The organism is Streptosporangium sp. NPDC003464, assembly GCF_053588315.1.
Map to the genome: position 1 here is coordinate 1 of NZ_JBSFPS010000478.1, position 3,360 is coordinate 3,360.

Here is a 3,360-nt window from a genome sequence, read left to right on the forward strand (position 1 = left end):
GTACTGGCGAAGGTGCGCCGCAGATCGTGGAACGTCATGTCCACCGGCACCCCGGCCACGAGGATCGCGGGTCCGAGGATGTCGACGTTGAAGTGGTCGCCGCCGGATCAGGTTGCCGCGCGCCGTCCGGAACAGCGCGTCCTCGGGACTGTGCCGGTCGATGTGCTCGGTCAGCGCGTCGGCCAGGACGTCACGGATGGGGACGTCACGGATGGACGGAATCGAACCTGCGACCCACGGATTATGAGTCGGCTCGATTGGTGCCGCTCAGTGCCGTCAGGTGTTGTTCCGTACCGCCGTTGCCGGAATTCTCCCCATCGTCGTGTCGGCCTGTGCCGACGCATGCCGCGCTGTATCGCATACACGCGAGCAACCGCCGAGCAGTCATCGGTGGACGATGCGCGGCTGATCGTCAGGATGACCTGTTGTCGCTTCGGAAGCGATGCAATGCCTGCTTGACGTGCCTGGATGTGTTTTCGGCAGGCACAGGGTCGAGTTCCTGGGTAGCGCGAACGGGCCGTCCACCGACGCGGTCAATGTGGGCGGGCACCCGGCTGGAGCGGACCGGGGCCGCCGGAAGGGCATTGCGATCTTGCCGAGGGTTTTCGTTTCATTGTGATTCGACCTGCCTGGGTTGACCGATTCCTCTCAGTGCGATCGCCTCACTTGTATCAGTCCGCACAAGGCATTACGTCAGCGTCAAGGCATGACACACAACAGCCCCTCCGATGAAACCCAATCCTGGTCGAGGAAACGCCCTGTGATTCTTCCTATGATGATCAGAAACTGGTCCAGCGCTTCTGGTGTCGGCATCGTGTTGTCGTTTGGCAGATCTGTCCAATGGGCTTCATGCTCGGCCTCGTCGAAGACGCTTCTGTACTCGCCGTCATAGGTGTAGATCGGCTCGTCAAGTTCCTCGATCCCACCGACGTATGAAATTTCAAACACGCGCCGGCCATGGCGGCTGAGCTCCTCCGCGGACGACGCCTGCCCGCCACTGAGGAGAAGGACATGGGACCAGCCGGGTGCATGCGACGTGATCCAGACCCGCTGCGCAGAGCCCGCAGGATCGTATGACCTCATAGCGGTCTGAAAGTCGCACGTCTCTATCGTCTCCGCCGGGAAGTGCAGACCTCGGGCCACCTCGTGACCGTCCGCAATGCTGACCCATAGGGCGCCGAACCTCCTGTCGAGCCCGTGTGCCACCAGAAGACGCTGTTGGTTTTCAGCAGGAAAAAGAGTCATAATTTATCCGGATTCTGTTGCATGAGAGTCCAAAAGAAGAATGAGGAGCCGCTGGCCCATCGTTTGCGCCCCTTGACGGTGGGGTCCAGGTCCATGATCGCCATGTAGGCGCACTTCAGTGCGGCCTGCTCGTTCGGGATCGGAGAAGACCATCTGCTCGGAAGCTCCAGCCGCGAGGACCTCGCCGTCCGCCCGTGCGCACTACGCACTACGAGGCGGAAGCCCCCGACGTTCCTGAATTCATGGCCTGACCTGCTTCTGGAGTTTGAACGTGGCGCGGTACGCGCTGGGACTGGGGCCGATGCGGGAGGCGAAGTGCGAGCGCAGCGTCACGGGTGAGCCGAAGCCGGCCAGGGCGGCGATCCGCTCGACCGGGAGATCAGTGGTCTCCAGCAGTTCCCGGGCATGGTCCAGTCGCGCGGTCAGCAGCCATTTCCGCGGAGTGGTGCCCGTCTGTGCCCGGAACTGCCGGTTGAGGCTGCGTACGCTCAAGTGCGCATGCCGGGCGATGTCGCCCAACGTCAGAGGCAGATGCAGGTTCTCGTGCATCCACTGCAAGGTCGATTGGAGGATCGGGCCGTCGCTTCGGGGAGCGGGGTGCCGGATGATCTGGGCCTGCTCGCCGTCGCGCTGCGGCGGCATCACCACGGTACGTGCGGCATCGGCGGCCGCCGCGGCACCGTGATCGGTGCGGATCATGTGCAGGCACAGATCGAGTCCCGCGGCGGCTCCCGCGGAGGTCAGCACCTGCCCGTTGTCGACGAACAGGACCGCTGGGTCCACCGTGACACGCGGGTAGGACCGGGCGAGATCCTGGGCGGCACGCCAGTGTGTGGTGGCCCGGAGTCCGTCCAACAGCCCGGCGGCGGCGAGGACGAAGGCGCCCGTGCAGATCGACGCGATCCGTGCGCCGTTCCCCGCGGCCGTGCGCAGCAGCTCCAGCACCCGTGGTTCCGGCGGCTGGGAGTGCCGGGCTACGCCCGGCACCACGATCGTGTCGGCGTCGGCGGCCGCGTCGAGCGGGAAGTCGCAGCGCACCTGGAAGCTCGGGACGCCGACAGCGGTGGCGGTGACGTCCTGGTCACCGCAGACCCGGACCGCATACCGAGGTGTTCCGTCAGAACGCCATGCCGCGGAGAACGCCTGACACGGCACCGCCAGATCGAACGCGACGACCCCGTCGAAGGCCAGTACCGCCACCGTGTGCATGGCCAGAACGTATCGCAACACGGCACGCTCGGCCCTGGTCCGGTCATCCCGTCAATCTCGACACTTGGGCCATGGAACGCAGGAACCTCTTGATGGGTATGACCGCCGCGATCACCGCGGCCGCCCTACCGGATACCGTGGCTGCTGCCGCCACGGCGGACTCGTCCGTCGGTGCGCGGCAACGCGTGCACATCGTGTTGTTCGACGGCGTCGAGGAACTGGACTTCGCCGCGCCGCTGGAAACCCTCGACATCGCCGGCAAGTTCGGCGCGCCCATCGAGACGAGGCTGGTCACCGTCGAAGGGCCGCGTAGGGTGACGGCCAGTTGCGGCACGCGGATCGATGTAGGCGCCGACTGGATGCCCGGGGAGGCGGACGTGATCCTGGTGCCGGGCGGCGACGTTCGGGACGCCGGCAGGCCCGGCGTGGCGGCGGAGATCAAGCGCGGAGTGATCCCGACCGCGTTGCGCACGGCCCGCAGACGGGGGCTGACCATGGCGTCGGTGTGTACCGGCGCGCTGCTGCTGGGTGCGGCGGGTCTGGTCCGGGGCCGGCCGTGCACCACGCATCACGGCAGCAAGAAACAGTTGGCTGAGCAGGGCGGCAAGGTCGTCAACGGCCCCGGTGGAGGCATGCTGGGGCCACGCGTGGTCGACGACGGTGACCTGGTCACCTCAGCCGGCGTCACGAGTGGCCTGGAACTGGCCTTGTGGCTCGTCCAACGCGCGTATGGCACGCAGATGTCGATGAATGTCGAGATGGTGCTGGAGTACGAACGCCGCGGCGTCGTCCACGAGGCCCGCCGCCGCGGCTAGGTGTATTGACCTGAGAGGTTAGGAACGCGGCTGGCTGGTGGGTGACCGCCGAGTGCGGTGTGTGCTCGGTGGTGATTGTAGGCGTGGAGCC

The 3,360-nt window shown here is 66.0% G+C and carries 3 protein-coding genes; 1 reads left to right on the plus strand and 2 read right to left on the minus strand.

All coding sequences use genetic code 11. From position 1 onward, the window contains the following. Positions 1–699: 699 nt before the first annotated feature. Together ACWDS7_RS47475 and ACWDS7_RS47480 are read right to left on the minus strand one after the other, a co-directional pair. A complete protein-coding gene (locus tag ACWDS7_RS47475; protein ID WP_451934675.1) occupies positions 700–1,245 on the minus strand; it encodes a hypothetical protein in 546 nt (181 codons plus the stop codon). A gap of 240 nt (positions 1,246–1,485) precedes the next feature. After that, the gene (locus ACWDS7_RS47480) at positions 1,486–2,454 is read right to left on the minus strand and encodes a GlxA family transcriptional regulator (protein WP_451934676.1); all 969 of its coding nucleotides are present in this window, start codon (positions 2,452–2,454) and stop codon (positions 1,486–1,488) included. A gap of 71 nt (positions 2,455–2,525) precedes the next feature. Between ACWDS7_RS47480 and ACWDS7_RS47485 the strand changes: the two genes are divergently transcribed. Then, positions 2,526–3,269: a DJ-1/PfpI family protein gene (locus ACWDS7_RS47485; protein ID WP_451934677.1), complete on the plus strand. Its 744-nt coding sequence runs from the start codon at positions 2,526–2,528 to the stop codon at positions 3,267–3,269. The last annotated feature ends 91 nt before the right edge of the window (positions 3,270–3,360 follow it).

Bases quoted from the DNA above. Each gene is read 5' to 3' on its own strand.
- ACWDS7_RS47475 (WP_451934675.1), bottom strand. From the start codon at position 1,245: ATGACTCTTTTTCCTGCTGAAAACCAACAGCGTCTTCTGGTGGCACAC.
- ACWDS7_RS47480 (WP_451934676.1), bottom strand. From the start codon at position 2,454: ATGCACACGGTGGCGGTACTGGCCTTCGACGGGGTCGTCGCGTTCGAT.
- ACWDS7_RS47485 (WP_451934677.1), top strand. From the start codon at position 2,526: ATGGAACGCAGGAACCTCTTGATGGGTATGACCGCCGCGATCACCGCG.